General features: G+C 43.0%; 12 protein-coding genes. 6 read left to right on the forward strand and 6 right to left on the reverse strand.

Annotated features, from left to right (window positions below):
• From HZA10_05085 to HZA10_05095, 3 genes are all read right to left on the reverse strand, one after another.
• Positions 1-626: aminotransferase class I/II-fold pyridoxal phosphate-dependent enzyme (locus HZA10_05085; protein ID MBI5195673.1), on the reverse strand; the 626-nt coding region annotated here is incomplete at its 3' end.
• 120 nt (positions 627-746) lie between these two features.
• Positions 747-1,391 carry a radical SAM protein gene (locus HZA10_05090; protein ID MBI5195674.1) on the reverse strand — a complete coding sequence of 215 codons (645 nt, stop codon included), beginning with the start codon at positions 1,389-1,391 and terminating at the stop codon, positions 747-749.
• A 188-nt stretch (positions 1,392-1,579) separates the two neighbouring features.
• Positions 1,580-3,007 (reverse strand): sensor domain-containing diguanylate cyclase, encoded by a 1,428-nt coding sequence (locus HZA10_05095; GenBank protein ID MBI5195675.1) that lies wholly within the window; start codon positions 3,005-3,007, stop codon positions 1,580-1,582.
• Positions 3,008-3,147: 140 nt separating this feature from the next.
• Here HZA10_05095 and HZA10_05100 point away from each other — a divergent pair, with 140 nt between their 5' ends.
• The 5 genes from HZA10_05100 to HZA10_05120 are packed head-to-tail and all read left to right on the forward strand — an operon-like array spanning position 3,148 to position 6,786.
• Positions 3,148-3,987 (forward strand): 1,4-dihydroxy-6-naphthoate synthase, encoded by an 840-nt coding sequence (locus HZA10_05100; protein ID MBI5195676.1) that lies wholly within the window; start codon positions 3,148-3,150, stop codon positions 3,985-3,987.
• On the forward strand, positions 3,981-4,922 hold the full coding sequence (locus HZA10_05105; GenBank protein MBI5195677.1) for a Ppx/GppA family phosphatase: 942 nt from the start codon (positions 3,981-3,983) through the stop codon (positions 4,920-4,922). The genes HZA10_05100 and HZA10_05105 overlap by 7 nt, the downstream gene beginning before the upstream one ends.
• 27 nt (positions 4,923-4,949) lie before the next feature.
• Positions 4,950-5,717, forward strand: coding sequence for a 2-oxoglutarate oxidoreductase (locus HZA10_05110; GenBank protein MBI5195678.1), 768 nt, complete (start codon positions 4,950-4,952; stop codon positions 5,715-5,717).
• Entirely contained in the window at positions 5,707-6,312 is a 606-nt protein-coding gene (locus HZA10_05115; GenBank protein MBI5195679.1) for a 2-oxoacid:acceptor oxidoreductase family protein, read from the forward strand. The genes HZA10_05110 and HZA10_05115 overlap by 11 nt, the downstream gene beginning before the upstream one ends.
• A gap of 15 nt (positions 6,313-6,327) precedes the next feature.
• Entirely contained in the window at positions 6,328-6,786 is a 459-nt protein-coding gene (locus HZA10_05120; protein ID MBI5195680.1) for an N-acetyltransferase, read from the forward strand.
• A 114-nt stretch (positions 6,787-6,900) separates the two neighbouring features.
• Here HZA10_05120 and HZA10_05125 read toward each other — a convergent pair whose 3' ends face one another.
• From HZA10_05125 to HZA10_05135, 3 genes are read right to left on the reverse strand one after another with little or no spacing between them, the layout of a single operon-like run.
• On the reverse strand, positions 6,901-7,467 hold the full coding sequence (locus HZA10_05125; GenBank protein ID MBI5195681.1) for a hypothetical protein: 567 nt from the start codon (positions 7,465-7,467) through the stop codon (positions 6,901-6,903).
• Positions 7,468-7,482: 15 nt separating this feature from the next.
• Positions 7,483-10,188 carry an outer membrane protein assembly factor BamA gene (gene bamA / locus HZA10_05130; protein ID MBI5195682.1) on the reverse strand — a complete coding sequence of 902 codons (2,706 nt, stop codon included), beginning with the start codon at positions 10,186-10,188 and terminating at the stop codon, positions 7,483-7,485.
• A 14-nt stretch (positions 10,189-10,202) separates the two neighbouring features.
• Positions 10,203-14,243, reverse strand: coding sequence for a translocation/assembly module TamB domain-containing protein (locus HZA10_05135; GenBank protein ID MBI5195683.1), 4,041 nt, complete (start codon positions 14,241-14,243; stop codon positions 10,203-10,205).
• Between the two features lie 271 nt (positions 14,244-14,514).
• Between HZA10_05135 and HZA10_05140 the strand changes: the two genes are divergently transcribed.
• Positions 14,515-15,117, forward strand: coding sequence for a hypothetical protein (locus tag HZA10_05140; protein ID MBI5195684.1), 603 nt, complete (start codon positions 14,515-14,517; stop codon positions 15,115-15,117).
• Positions 15,118-15,204 lie beyond the last annotated feature (87 nt).

A 15,204-nucleotide genomic window follows, 5' to 3' on the forward strand; every position in this document is an offset into this window, starting at 1 on the left:
CCGGTGCCATGGGCGTCGTCAATCATAAGCAGGGCTTTGTATTTTTTTGAAAGGAATGCGATATCTTTCAAGGGTGCGATATCGCCGTCCATGCTGAATACCGCATCTGTGACAATAAAATTGTTTTTTGTGGATTTTTTAAGAAGCGCTTCCAGATGATTTGTATCCCTGTGCCTGTAAATTTTAATTTCAGCTTTTGAAAGTCTCAAGCCGTCAATAATACTTGCATGGTTAAGTTCATCGCTCAGGATGGTCCACCCTGCGCTTGCTATGGCAGGTATGATTCCGGTGTTTGCGGCATAACCTGTATTAAAGAGCAAGGCGGATTCTGTTTTTTTGAACTCTGCGATACGCTCCTCAAGTTTTTTGTGCGGGATGTAAGTGCCGCATAAAAGCCTTGAGGAGCCTGAGCCGAAACCATATTTTTTAAAGGCGGATACGGCTGATTTGATAATCTCCGGGCGCTGTGATAACCCTAAATAATCATTTGAGGAAAAATTGATGAACTGTTTCCCGGCAATTGAAATCTTTGGACCTTTTGCAGAGTCAATTAAGGTGAGTTTTCTAAGGAGGTTCTTAACCCTGAGATTTTGGAGTTTGCTTTTGAACCATTTCACGTTTTCCATTTATTGTCATTCCTGCGGAAGCAGGAATCCAGCATATTTTCTCTGGATTCCCGTTTGCACGGGAATGACGTATTTTGTAGAGTTAGAGCTTTTTGAAAACAAAGCCGCCATCTGAATTTCTCAGACACCTTCAATTTCGTGGGGCGCCCAGATGTATTTATGAATCTGCAACTGCAGTCTGACAGGCAGGTTGTCGCGCAAAATCCACAGGGCAAGCGCCTTAGGCTGCATGACTCCATACGCAGGCGCCATGAGGATGTGTTCAAATTTATTTGATAGATTATGTTTTGTGATTATGTCCTTTGCCCATTGATAGTCTGATTCGTCCATGATTACAAATTTTATTTCATCAGTGGCCTTTAAAAAATCCAGATTCTTAAATTTCATCCGCTCGCTCATGCCGCTTTTGGGCGTTTTTAAATCCATTATTATTGTTATCCTCTTGTCAAGGCATCCTACGCAGATGGAGCCGTTTGTCTCAATGAGGACATTGTAGCCTTTATCAAGAAGGTTTTTTATCAGCGGGGGGGTCTCTTCCTGAAGCAAAGGCTCCCCTCCTGTAAATTCAATGCATTTAACGCCGTACTCTTCAATTTTTGAAATTATTTCCTTATCGGAGAGCTCCCTGCCGTGATAATACGCATAGTTTGTATCGCAGTAAGTGCACCGTAAATTGCACCCTGCAAGCCTTATGAATGTGCAGGGGAGTCCTGCATATGTTGATTCTCCCTGAATGCTTTTGAAGATTTCATTTACCTTAAGCATAACGCCCCCATGCAAATTGTTTTGTACAAAATCTTACCACAGAAAACGTTTAAAATTAAAAAATCAATTAACCACAGATTTCACAGATGCCACTGATTGAAAAATTCTTCTAAAAAATCTGAGTAAATCTGTGTAATCTGTGGATAAATTCAGCTTTATTTTCCTTCGTGGTTTCATATTAAAAAATATTAGTGCTTCAGCTTTGTATGCTTTGACCGGGTATCTGCGAAACCATAAGAGGCATTTCGTCCATGCTCCTTGGCATAATACAGCGCCCTGTCCGCCATTTCAATCAGCTCATTTTTATCTTTTGTATTTTCAGGTATGGATGAAAAGCCGATGCTCACGGTTATAAGCGCCTTTTCGCCGTCCGAGCAGGGGAACGGAGTTCCGGCGATTTTTTTCCGCAGTCTTTCTGCAAATATCTTTGCGCCGCTGTAAACGGTCTCAGGCATTATTATACTGAATTCCTCTCCGCCGTACCGTGCGGCGAAGTCCGTGCGGCGCACCTGTTCCTCTATTAAGGAGGCAATCATTTTGAGCGCCGTATCTCCTGCCTGATGTCCGTGCGCGTCATTAAACGCCTTAAAATGATCAATGTCAAGAATCAGCAGGGAGAGAGACCTTCCATAGCGCCTTGACATTTCAACTTCTTCCATTAATCTTTCCTGAAAATGCCTGTGATTGTTGAGACCGGTAAGGCCGTCGGTAATTGCGAGGTTTGCTATCTTGTCGTGCATTGCAATTATCTGAAATGCCTGGAATGCAAAATTCATGAGCTTATCTTCATCGTCCTGCTCAAAGGTGCCGTCAATTTTATTGGCTGTCAGCAGTAATCCCAAAAGCTCGGAGGAGAATATCAAAGGTACGGCCAACAGGTCTCGGACCTCTAAATTTAATTCCGTGAGATTTAAACACTGCTGTGAGCAGCAGACGCTGTCTGCTGTCTTGCTCACCGTGTTGCTGTGACCGGAGGGAACCCTTAAAGGCGACTGATTCCGCAACAGTTTCTTGAAAAAACCTTCAGGTGAAAGGCTGACTGCAGGGGGATTCTGGGAGTCCCGGCTTGTGACAAAAAATCTTGTTAAGTACGACCCGGGCTCAAAAATTATGGCAGCGCAATACTCTGATTTAACAAGATCCTTGGTCCTGTCTACGAGATTTTTCATGATGATTTCAAATTTTGTTTCAGATGTTGTAAAGCCCATGAGTTCATTCAGAATTGCCATTTCCCGCATGGACTTTTGTTTTTCTTCAATCGCATTTTCAAGAGAGGATATTTTCCCTCTGTGTACTGAAACTATAGTGTTAATATCAGCAACGATTGACTGCAGTTCATTCGTGCCGCTGATGTTAATCGGGGAATTATGTCCTCCGGCTATGCTCCGGACTGAATGTGTCAGTTCATCAACAGGATTAACCAGCCTGCGTATCAGCAATCTCAGGGTTATCAGGGCGGTGGTTAGTGCAGTTACGGATAGAATTATTAACAGATAAAGCGCAGGGCCTGAATTTTCAGAAGCGGCAGTGATTAGCTGATATGAGGCGCATATTGCAGTGAATAGGGCGGCGGTGATGAAAAAGCTTATCAGATTTAACCTTTGTTTAAGTTTCATAACAATACTTTAAAGTATAACAAGTATGTTAAGGTTTTGCCTAAATTCCTGTGTTTGACATTTAGCTCTGTCCTTTACTATGATAACATAAAAATTGCGATGTTTTTAGCAATAAAAATATTTTAGAACATATTGTCTAAATGAAATCCCTGTCACTCGGTTATTCGCCTTGTCCTAACGATACCTTTATTTTCTACGCGCTTGTTTATGGGAAGATAGATACAAAAAATCTGAAATTCAATGAAACACTGCTTGATGTTGAAACCCTGAACCGGAAGGCGCTTCAGGCAGAACCGGATTTGACAAAAATTTCCTATCATGCATTCGGACATGTGCGAAGAAATTACTGTCTGCTCAGAGCAGGCGGGGCGCTCGGCAGAGGGTGTGGCCCGCTTGTAGTTGCCAAAAATGAATGTGCAATGGAAGAATTGCGGGGCAAAAAAATCGCCATTCCGGGAAGATTGACCACTGCAAATCTGCTCCTGCAGCTTTTTGATTCATACTTCAACCTTCATCCTTCAACCTTTGTTGAAATGTCGTTTAATAAAATCATTGACGCAGTTGTAAATAAAGATGTTGACGCAGGATTAATAATTCATGAGAGCCGGTTCACATACCCCTCGTACGGCTTAAAGAAAATCATGGACCTCGGTGAATGGTGGGAAAGTGAAACCGGACTTCCGATTCCCCTCGGAGGCATTATCGCAAAGCGGTCTCTCGGCGGGGGCTTGCATAAGAAAATCAGTAAACTCATACGTGCAAGCGTTGAATATGCACTTGCCAACCGCCCGGAGACTCTTGATTACATTAAAAAACATTCGCAGGAGTTATCAGATGATGTTATTAATCAGCACATAAATCTCTATGTAAATGACTATACGCTTGATATTGGTATAGAGGGAGAAAAGGCGGTAAATGAACTTTTAAAAAGAGCAGAAGAGGCGGGGATTGTGCCAAAAGCCAAAGAGGGGGTATGGTGAAAAACAGACCTCTTGCCGCCATTGACATAGGGACAAACACCACCAGGCTTCTGATAGGGCGGGTTAAGAGAAACGGCATTGAGAGGATTTATTCGGAAAGGATAGTGACAAGGCTCGGTGAAGGGATTACCGGCCGGGGTTTGATTACCAAGAGGGCGATAAAAAGAGGGATAGAAGCCCTTAGGCAATTCAGCGATGTAATTTCCCTACATGATGTTCTCAAGACATCGGTTGCGGCAACCAGCGCATTGAGGGATGCAAAAAACAGGGATGAGTTTTTAAAACAGGCAAAAGACGCGGCGGGGTTTGACATTGAAGTCATAAGCGGGGAGAAAGAGGCCAGGATAACTTCTGCAGGGATGCTGTCAGGCATTACTCAGCCTGTCAGCGCGCTGATGGCTGATATCGGAGGCGGAAGCACAGAACTTATATTTGCAAGACGGAAAAAGCCTGAACTGGTTCACAGCCTGAATCTCGGCGTTGTATATCTGGCGGATAAATATATGAAGCACGACCCCCTGCTTAAGACTGATCTAAAGAGGATGGACAATGAAATTTCCCGGAGAATCATGCCTGCCGCCGGAGTTTTTAAAAAACTTTTTTCCGGTGATACTGTTTTTATCGGCACTGCCGGCACAGTTACGGCTTTGTCGGCAATTGCACAGCGCCTTAAAAGATTTGACCACTGCAGAATTCATAACAGCAGGATGACATTTAAAAAAACAAAGAACATTTTTTTAAAAATATCTTCCATAACTGCCGCAGAAAGGGTGGAGTATCATCCCTTTGACCCTTCAAGACTTGACATTATAGTCCCCGGCACGCTTATACTTTTAAAATTAATGGAGACCTTTGGCTTTAATGAGATTATAGTCAGCGATCACGGCTTGAAGGAAGGAATACTTTTAGAGCTTTATAGTAAAATAGGGACGTAAGAATAATAAATGGAGAATAAAGCATTGATGAAAAAAATATCGGCTAAGCCGGAAAGTTTAAAGCCCGTTCCTTTCCGCTTTTGCCCCGGATGCGGACATGGACTGCTTCATAAAATAATTGCCGAAATAATTGATGAACTCGGCATGAGAGAAAAGACCATAGGTTTTGCGCCTGTGGGCTGCGCGGTTTTTGCGTATGATTATTTTAATTTTGACGTAATTGAGACGGCCCACGGAAGACCTCCTGCCGTTGCAACAGCGATAAAACGGCTTTTGCCTGACAATCTGGTTTTTACTTATCAGGGCGACGGCGATCTTGCTGCAATAGGCACGGCGGAAATAGTGCATGCTGCGGCAAGGGGCGAAAATTTCAGCGTTATTTTTGTCAACAATGCGACATACGGCATGACCGGCGGGCAGATGGCGCCCACAACCTTGTTGGGACAAATGACGACCACGACCACTAAAGGCAGGGAACAAAAGCTGACCGGTTATCCGGTTAAGGTATCTGAGATGCTGGCCACACTTGATGGAGTAAGCTTTATCTGCAGGACTTCTATGGACTCGCCTCAGAATGTTATAAAAACCAAAAATGCCGTCAAAAAGGCCTTTCAATATCAGCTTGACGGCAAGGGTTTCAGCTTTGTAGAGGTGCTTGCACCCTGCCCGACGGACTGGTGGATGAGTCCCAAAGAGGCGCTGTTATGGATAAAGGAGAAAATGATTCCCGTCTTTCCGCCCGGAGTGGTAAAGGATAAGTACAGTAAACAGTCAACGGTGAACAGTGAACAGTAAAAATTTACAGCTTATTGTTGCCGGATTCGGGGGGCAGGGAGTTTTATTTACAGGAAAACTCCTTACATATGCCGCTATGCTGGAAGGCAGGGAAGTAACATGTTTTCCTTCCTACGGCGCAGAGATTAGGGGCGGCACTGCCAACTGCACGGTGATAATATCCGATGAAATGATAGGTTCTCCGGTAGTCAATAAACCGGATGTCCTGCTGATTATGAATGAGGCGTCTATGGAGAGGTTTGTCCCGAGATTAAAATCAGGCGGGCTTCTGATAATGAATTCGTCGCTGATAAAAAATCTTCCAAAGAGGCAGGACCTTGAGGTGCTTCAGATAAATGCAACCGGCATGGCAGAAGAGCTTGGCAGCAGCCAAATTGCAAATATGATTATGATTGGAGCGCTTATCGCCAAAACAGGCATCATAAGTGTTGACACTGTTTTTAATGCATTGGGAGATATAATTCCGGAAAGGAAAAAAGGTATCATACCGGTCAATCAAACTGCAATAAAGAAAGGACTGGAAGAAATTAGAATAGAAAATGCGGTAAAAAAACCACAGACCTGCCTGCCGGCAGGCAGGGGGCGCAGAGGCTAAAAGAGGTGAGGAATCTTGAGAGTTAGAAAGGCAAAGGCAGGGGATGTAAAGGGGCTGCATTCGCTTATCAATAAGTTTGCAAAAAAAGACGAGATGCTTCCCCGGTCTCTGAACGAAATATATGAAAATATCCGTGATTTTTTTGTCTATACACAAGGCGAAAAAATTAAAGGGACTGCGGCCCTGCATGTTTTATGGGAGGACTTAGCCGAGATAAGGTCCATTGCCGTACTGGAGGAATACCAGCGCAGCGGTATAGGTAAAAAACTGATTGACCAATGTATTAAGGAGGCTGGGACGCTTGGCATAAAGAGGATTTTTGCGCTGACTTATTATCCTGAATTTTTTAAAAAGATGGGGTTTGAAGATATTGACAAGAATGACCTCCCCCAGAAGATTTGGAGCGACTGCCTTAAATGCCCTTTATTCCCTGAATGCGAGGAAGTAGCAGTGATAAAGGAACTGAGAGAATAATGTCAAATTACAAAGCTCAAATGCCAAATGAAGGTTAAAGTTTAAATGGTTATTTGATATTGTTTATTTGGATTTTATTTGAAATTTGGATTTTGGAATTTGACATTCCTTGTCTTACTTCTTACTTTTTACTTCCAAGTCGCCCAGTTGGATTCTTATGTAAGATTTTTCCCTTAACTCGTTTATATGCTCCAGCAGCTTCTTGTTTAATTGTTTTTCTACGAGGTATGTTTCTATATCATTTCTAACGTCATAAAAATCTTTACTGTTAAAAGATTCCCTGTTTTTTTCATAAAATTGTTCAATTTCTTCAGGCGGGATGTGAATGAGGGTCTTTAGTCTTCTCCCTATATAATCATTGATAATGGCGTTATCCTCTAATGTCCGGCTTTCTGCGGCAGGCTCCTCCAAACGGAATTTTTTACCCTCCCTCAGAAGCAAAATCCTGTTAATCATTCCATCTAACACCTCCATATCTGTTTTTTTTGCTCCGGAGTTTATGGCGTCCTGAAAGGCATCTTTAAATTCGCTGAGGGTGATAATCTCATCATCCACTATTGCCACTATGCGCTCAACGACTCCTGCATTAACGGCAGTGAACAGTGAACAGTGAACAGTGAACAGTGAACAGAAAACAATCAGCAGTTTTATTAATGATGTTTTTTTAAACTTATAACTCATAACTTTTAACTGTTTTTAAAATGCATGTCCAAGGCTGAAATGCAGTTCTCCACTGCTTTCACCTTCTTCCTTGTTTAATTTGTGACCGTAATCAAGCCTGAATGGTCCTACTGGGGTATTATATCTTAGGCCAGGGCCGACAGTATATTTTAACTCAAAGTTTATATCATTGGTGTCTTGCCAGACATTCCCGCTGTCAACGAATGCAACTATCCCCAGTCCCTTTCCAATGGATGCCCGCAGCTCTGCATTTCCAAGCGCAAAGGCATTGCCGCCGGTCGGGGTGTTATCAGCGCCTTTAGGTCCAAGCGTATCCTGATTATACCCTCTCACTGTAGTTCTGCCTCCGAGAAAAAATCTTTCTATCAAGGGAAGGTCGGATGTTTCGCCAAGTCCGTAAGCGCCGCCTCCACGCAGCGAGCAGGCAAATACAAGCCCGGTACTTATCTCAAAAAACCATGCCCCCTGAAGGGTTGCTTTGATAAATTCTGTCTCCGATAAAAATGCCTTTGAGGCAAGCTTAAGGACTATTCCTTTAAGTGAGCCTGAAGCAGGGTCAAACGGATTGTCTCTTGTGTCGTAGAATAATGCAGGTGAAATACTGCTTATGCCGAGCGTCCCTGTGTCATCTTTGCTTAAGATTACTCCCGGCTTAACATTATGTGTATTTACGATTGAATATTCGTAGTTGAGAGTTGCCTTTAACCTTTCGGTTAATTCCCTGTCAACGCCTGCAAGCAGGGATGTCCTGTCAATTTCATATTTTGTCTCTCTGGTATCAATGTTTATGGACCGTTTGCTTTCATTTGTGAGGGAAAGCTTTAACGGGAGCTGCGGTTTGTTAAAAAACCACGGTTCCTTAAAACTCAGTATGTACCTTTTTTCCAATGAGTTTAATTCTGTCCTGAATCCTGCCTGTCTGTTGTAGCCGCCTAAATTGCGGTAGCTCAAGTCCAGAAATCCCCTGAAACTCTCATAGTCGCCGTAACCGAGACCGACATCCACTGCTCCTGCATTTCCTTCCTTTACAGTGACGAGGATGTCTTTTATATTCGTTGTTTCCCCGCTTGTTCCGGCAAGTGTTTCAATGGTTATCTCTGAAAAAAGCCCGAGCCTGTAAAGCTGCTGTTTTGCCCTTATAAGTTTTTCATGGTCGTAGGAATCGCCTTCTTTAATATCAAATTCCCTTCTAATGATTTTATCCTTGGTTTTTTTATTGCCGCGTATAATAATCTTTCCTATGGTTGAATGCCTGCCCCCATTTATTTTAAAGGTAATAAAGGCCCTGCCGTTTTCAGTTGCAGTTTCAGCTTCAACATGTGCATCGGCATAACCAAGACGGTTATAAAGGGATAAAATTTTATACCGTGCATCTTCAACATCAAGCGCATTATAAGGGGCTGATTCTTTCAGATGGACGGCTTTCATTATTTCGTCAATTCCAGCAGCCCGGGCGCCTGTAATGTTTATTTTTTCAATTTTCGTCTGGGTTCCTTCATGCACTGCAAACGTAACTGTCAGTTCATCAATATCTACCGGGAAATCCTTTCGCGCTTCCTTAATCTCTGCATCAAGGTAGCCGAGCCCGTTGTAAAAACTTATTATGGATTCCGTGCTGCTGTCTATCAGCGACTCATCAAAAGGCTGCTCCCTCTGAAGCGGTATGATTGCTTCTATGTTTTTTGCGGGGATGGTGATGCCTTCAAAATTTATGTCCTTAAGAATGACTTTTTTACCCTCAAAAATAAAAAAAGCAATTTTTATCAGCTCATCTGTTGTCTCAATGCCGCCTGCCACTACTACATGATTGTATCCTCTCTGCCAGTAAAGCTTCTTAATGAGATTTGCGGCGTCTTCTGCCAGTTTGTCGGTCACCTCTTCGTCTTCCATAAAGGGCATTTCCTTCAAAAGCTCGTTTGCTCCAATAACTGTATTCCCTCTGAATGTGATTTCAAGCCTTTGTCCCGGAGAAAAAGGGATGAAAAGTTCACCGTCTCTGAATTCATAAGGTCCCACGACCGGTTTTAGATAGCCCAATTCCTTGTAGTGTTTTTTAATCCGGAGAATGTCTTTATCAATCAGTTCAGTGTCAAAGATTCTGCCTTCTGAGACTTTCATAATGCTTTTAATTTCACCGGGGGCAAAGATAGTTTTAATGATCAGAGGCATACCTTCTTCAATAAAAACATGAAGATTAACCCTGTATGGAGTTTTATCACTCTTAGCCTTAATCTTAACCTTTGCTCCGGGGAAGCCTTTTTTGCGGTAAATGTTTAAAACAGCAGTTTCAGCTTTTTTCAGAAATTCTTCCTTGAGGTCTTCACCGGTTTTCAGTAAAAGTGCGGTTTTGATGTCTTTCTCATTGATAAGTTTATTGCCTGTAATGCTTATACGGTTGATTACAGGCATTTCAGTGACGGTGTATTTTAATTTTAGCCCGTCCTGAAAGGGCTCAGTTTCTGCCTTTATATCAAGAAAAATACCTTTCTTAAAGGCCCTCTTTATTCCTGCCTGCAAAACGCCCCTGTCTACAGGGTCCCCGATGCCGAGGCAAATCATATCAATCAGGTCTTCAGGTTTTATCCGCCTGACGCCTGTGACCTCAATCGCCCTGATCTTTTTCTCAGGTTCTGAGGCATAAGCATGCGTGAATAGTGAACAGTGAACAGTGAACAGTAGACAGAAAACAGTGAACAGTGAATAGTATTTTCTATTTCTCATTTCTCAGTTTCCATTTACTTAAACTCAAATCTGTATTTAATGTCAGCGCCTACACTGCCTATCTCGTCCCTTGAGCCAACGAGAGAAATGTTTCTGCCGAGATTGTATTCAATTTTAATAATGTTTTCTTCTGTTGTCCCGATGGAGGTGGAGTAGGTAACAAAGACCTTGTCCATAAATAACCGTTTCCCGACTGTAACTTTGGGGCTGACGGCGCCGGTGCTTGTTGTGTGCGGGTCTACTTCAAAACGCTCAAAGCCGGTTATGTACTTAAATCTTTCCTCCATTACCTCCTGAAGCCCGCCGGTTAAAAAGGCCGCAGCCTCGCCTGCGCCGATGCCGCTTTCAAATCCCTTTGCTGTTTTGCTGACCTGCCCCACAGTCAGCAAAGTCAGTATGTCCGTATCGGAAAGCGGAGGGTCTGAAAATAGCGATAAAGTGAATTTATCCACAGGTCCGTCAAGGTTTAATCTTACAAGGTAACCTTTTGTATAGGTCTCTGCCTGGATATGAAAGACAGGGGTTATCCTGTTTGATTCAACAAAATCCGCATTCCCGCTTATAATCTTTAATTCATTGCTTCTGAAAAAAATGCTCCCGCCTGCCGCCTCAAGCCTTCCGATAAGCCCGTATTGGGCAGCGGTTCCTGTTACGGCAAGGTCAATTTTTACGGGTGTCTTTGCAAGGTTGTTGTCTATTGAGATATTGTCCTGACCGTAGATATGCACATTCAGCCGGGTACGTCCAAGATATGCAGGTATAACCCGCACCTGCGCCGGCTTTTTAATTTTTGTTCCCCTGAGCGCAAGCAGTCCGCTTTTCCACTCAACCCTTTTTGCGTATATTGCCTTCTTGACGTAAATGTCTCCGACAAGGCTTTGTCCTTTCTGGGAATAATCAAAATAAAGCTTTCCGTCAAAGGCAGCGCTTACTCCTTCAACAGGTCTGAACTTTATACCAGTAATCGTGGAGGTAAGGGACAACCCTCTCAGGGTTAATTTCTTAAGGTATCCTGTCCCTGATAAAGCGATTTTCCCGCCGGCAAAATCAGCATTAAAAGAATCAAAAACAACCTTGTTTTTGTCAAAAAAAACATCCCCGTTAAGCGGACCTATCCGGTAAGGGAAGCCTGATATCATTACACTGCTGTTTCTAATATTGACTTTTCCTCTGAATTCCGGATTTTCCCACGGCCCTGAAATCCCGACAGTAAAATTCCCCTGTCCGCGTACCGATTCAACGACTCTGCTTATGGACTGCAGAGGTTCGAGGTTCATCCTGCCTTCAAGTGCGATATCATAGGATTGTCCGACTTTAGCAATGCCGGATACAGTTATCTCGGCATCTTTTCCGTAAAGTAAAAATGGTTTTATTGTCAGTTCTTTTTCGGAAAGAGCAAAAACCGCGTCACCCTTATTTTTAATGTTATATCCGTAAAGACGTATGTTTATATAGCTGAAACTTGAGTCCATGTTAAGATTGCCCCCGCGTCCTTTCAAATGCACGTTCCCTTCAAGGGAAACGGACAGGTCTCCAGGCGCATCTTTAAAAAATTCCGACAGGAGAAAATCATAACTTCCTTTTTTAAAACTAATGGCCATATCCCAATACGGCGGCCCGGCGAGAACGCCGGCGGCGTCTACAGCAACGGTATCTTCAATAAAACTGCCTTTGACAAGAAATCTGTTGTTTTTTAATTCTCCTTTGATAGTTCCTTTGCCAATATCGGCATTTCTTAAGCTGCTCTCGAATACATTCAGAGAGAATTTTGCTTCCGGATTTTTCAATGTCCCTGAACATTTAATATCGGCGCTTAATTTTCCATTGATATTGGCGGCTAAATAACCTGAGGAATCGGTTAAAGGCGTTAGGTCCTGCAGTTCAATGCTGTCAGAGTAAATTGAGGCGTCAAATCTTTCGTCAAAATACAAAAAACCCTTTGCGTGAAGCCGTGAGCGTCCCCTGTTAAGTTCTGCCGAGGGGAAATCTATTTTTTGCGGAGAAAGTTCAGCCCTAATGACAGCGTGGTCGACTATCTGGTTTAAAACCATTCCATTGTCAAGGGAGATGTCTCCGTTTCCGCTGAAATCTTTTGCGTTACCCTTAAAATAAAGCCGTCCGCTGACAGGGCCTTTTACAGGGATTGCTACGGAAGATTTTTTTGCGGCTGATTTGTAGATCGCCGTTATTAATGTTTCGGCGTCTCCGTTTTTGATTACTGCTTCTGCATCATAATACGGACTGTCAAAAGAGAAAAGTTTTGCAGCTTTTCTGAAATTAATACTGCCTGAAATGTCATAGACCGGAGCCTTATCATCAGATGGTCCTTTGGGGTAATTCTCAATTTTCAGCGACCTGACTAAAAGTGATTTTATGCTGTAAATTATATCCCCGGAAGCCGATGTGAACGGAATGCCGTTAATGCTGCCCGGTCCGGCATTAATTTTTCCGGAAATTTCCGGGTCGTCAGAGCTGCCCAGGCCTTTACCTCTGAATCTGATTTGTGTGTTTAAGCCGGCATAATAAGGCGCTGTAAGATCCAATACATCCCTGCTTGTAAGGTCAATGTCCAGATTGAGTTTTTCAGTGTTGAAATCTATACGGCCGTTAATGAAAAGGTCGGATTGAGCAGTGGAGAACCTGGCATTGTCAAATGTAATGGAATTATCTTTCAGCGCAAGTTTTCCCTTGATGCTTTTGAGCCTGTCTGTTAATTCAGGACCTTCCTTTGAGGTGTTTGTGTAGCTCACTGACGCCTTAATGTCAAAGTCCCTGTCATATATTTTGGTAAGTTTAAAATTTCCGCTGATTTTACCCCTTGGAAACGGCGGCTCCCACTCTATGAATTTTAAAAATTCAGGGCTGTCAAGGTCCTTCACATCAGCAATTATGGAGTAATCACCCTCAGGTATGGAAAGATACGCATGGCCCTTGAGTTCACCGTTATAAGTATGTGCGGTAAAATCCTTAAGGCTGAACTGCCTGTTTGAATATTTTAATGCCCCTGAAACATCGTCCATCGGCAGATTGCCGAACATGCCGTTTTTAAGCGTTACGCCGGCTTCTCCCGACAGGTCAGGGTAAATCCCCTGAATTTTTCCGTTAAAAGATACAAGTCCCGAGACTGTGTCTTCTACTTTGAGCAGTTCCATTAAAGTTTCAAGATAAAACCAGCCTGTTGTCTTTAAATCCATGCGGATTTTTAATCCTGAATCAGGGATCAGGTTAACAGTGCCGTCCAGAGACAGTTCGCCGTCCTGGCCTTTTTTCAGATTAAAGAATTCCCTGATTGTTGAAACGAGTATTTTTGCTTTTGCCGAAAAACTGCCCCACTGTGTTTTGTCAGCGGCAGAAGAGGCTATGGTTCCTTCTGCATTGACGGCAGAACCTGATGATGAAACCTTAAGCCCCGAGAATTCAAATTTTTCTCCGTCTGTATTAATCATCCCTTCAAGACTTCCTTTAATCTCAGGAAGGTCAGGGGTTTTTAAGCGGGCATCCTTAAGAGACAATCCTATGGAGATAAAGTTTTTCACTGCTATGTTTGAAGAAAGTTCATTGCCGGTTATGGTAGTCCCGGATACGGCGTCCGAAAAGGTGAATTTACCGTCTGTTATTTTTGCGCTTTTGAGTTTTACTGAGATATCTTCAGCCTGTTTTTCCGACAGATATTTTTTGACGGAACTTATGACTTTGCCGAGTTCTTTTTTTTCTATGGTCAGCTCAGGCTCCCTGACAGTCAGCCTTCTTATCCGTATCTCCCTGAATAACAATCCTGAGAATTCAGTATATGCGCGGATTTTTGATGCCAGCAGCAGTCTGTCTCCGTCTTTGTCAAAGACCTTAAGCCCCTTTGCCTGCAAATAAAGAGGGAAGAGATTTATGGCGGCCGAATCAATGATTACCCTTTCGCCTGTTGCCTGCTCAAGCACAGGGAGGATGACTCTTTTTATGGAATTTGACAGATACGGACCCCTCAGCAGGAAAAACAGAAGGCCGACGGCGAATATGACAGCGCCGAGGAGCAGCACCCGTCTGGTTAATTTATTTTTCAATCAAAAACTCCTGTTCATAAAAAAATAAGAACCAGTGTTGTATTTCTTAAGTTCGATGTTGTTTTTTTCTGTCATTCCCGTGGAAACCTGCCTACCGGCAGGCAGGCGGGAATCCAGATGCTTGTTTTTACTGGATTCCTGCTTTCGCAGGAATGACAACTTATTTATGGAACATTACACCAGTAATTTTAGATTAAATTATTTATTAAATTACTGTATATTACCTGAATAAAAAATGATGCGTCAATTAAGGTTTTTAACAGCCGGAATTTTGCTGCTGCTTATTCTGCCTGCCTGCGGCAAGCCTGTACCGTCAGATACCGCCCTCGGAGAGGTTGATGTGTCAGGGGAGCCGGAGCAGACAGCAGTACAAAATAATGAAACAATTGCCATAAATCTGGGAAATGACGAATTTCAGCTTAAACCGCTTGCAGAATATTCCATAAGCGCTGTTGTCATAGGCAAAAAGTCCTATTCATCCGGCTGGCAGGGACGCCTTGCGCCGGTGGATATTGCGCTTGCGTGGGGTAAACTGATGGCCCCCGGATTATCCGAGCACATTTCATTCAGCCAGTCCGGCAGGTGGTACTATTACGAATACGACAAGGACTTTTCGCTTAATGAACCTTACATCATTGCACATTCAAGCAATAATCACATAATCCCTGCAAATGAAAATATCCTGCTGTCTGTAAAATCCTTTAGAAAAGGCGACAAGGTTACACTCGCAGGCATTCTTGTCAGTGTGCGGGGAAAAGATAAAGGCGAAGATGTCTGGTGGAACAGCAGTCTGAGAAGAAATGATACCGGAGACGGCTCCTGCGAGGTTTTTTATGTGACAAAAGTTACGAGGGCGGGGTATGTATATGAATAGGATTGACTCAACATAAGTATTTTATGCTATTTTATATAACGTCATATATGCCTTCAAATCTTTAAGAAAGCAATAATGATTATTATC

It is taken from the genome of Nitrospirota bacterium (assembly GCA_016212185.1).
Classification (GTDB): domain Bacteria; phylum Nitrospirota; class Thermodesulfovibrionia; order UBA6902; family DSMQ01; genus JACRGX01.